General features: G+C 43.7%; 1 protein-coding gene. It reads left to right on the top strand.

The features are described 5' to 3' along the window. Nucleotides 1-667: BID domain-containing T4SS effector (locus ACFIK8_RS11465; RefSeq protein ID WP_375669501.1), on the top strand; the 667-nt coding region annotated here is incomplete at its 5' end. Between the last annotated feature and the right edge of the window lie 44 nt (nt 668-711).

Below are 711 nucleotides of genomic sequence, written 5' to 3'. Positions count from 1 at the left end.
AACCACTATGCGTGTTACTCATGCAGAACAAAGCCACCATGAAGAACCAACACAGAGAGAACAAAGAGCTGAAAATCTACGAAAGCCGCTTCATCCTGAAAAGGAGATGGCATCTCTTTCGAATAAGGAAATTGCCAACAGGATTCAAAGAGATCCATCGGTTCAATATGCTCAAGCAGAAGTCTGCTATTGGTGCAAAATCGCTTATGGCGACCCGAGTATTTTGCAGGAAAGAATTGAAGAGATTCAAAAAAGTCCCGGCATGGGAGAAGAGCTTTCATGGCAAGTTGCAAACCATCCTACGTTTTTTCATAAGCTTGCGGGTAGGCAAACGCTTGGCATAAAAAATCAAACACGCAAAAAAGCCGAAGAAGGTCTTTCTACCTTATGTAGCGCCATTGAAAATTATGCAGATATTGTAAAACAAGTAAGAGACAATATTGTGCAAACCCATCAAGCACAACAAAACTGCCAAGAACAGTCTGCGGAATTGGCGCAAGACTTGCAAAAACAGCAAGCTTTATCAAAGCGGCATAAGCTGCCTGAGTATTCAACAGTTACTGCGCGTCATGAGGGTGTAGAAGCCTCCAGGCAAGCACAGCAGCAATCGCCAGACGTTCGACCACGCAAAGTTGGGGCAGCAAAAGCAATGGCTTTCGCCAGCTAACATGCACAAGCTTTGATCTTTAATCTGATCTCTTCGTCTAATTT

Source organism: Bartonella sp. MR168JLCBS (assembly GCF_042194175.1).
The sequence above is the reverse complement of the archived record's forward strand: the minus strand, read 5'-3'. Positions and strand labels throughout refer to the sequence as shown.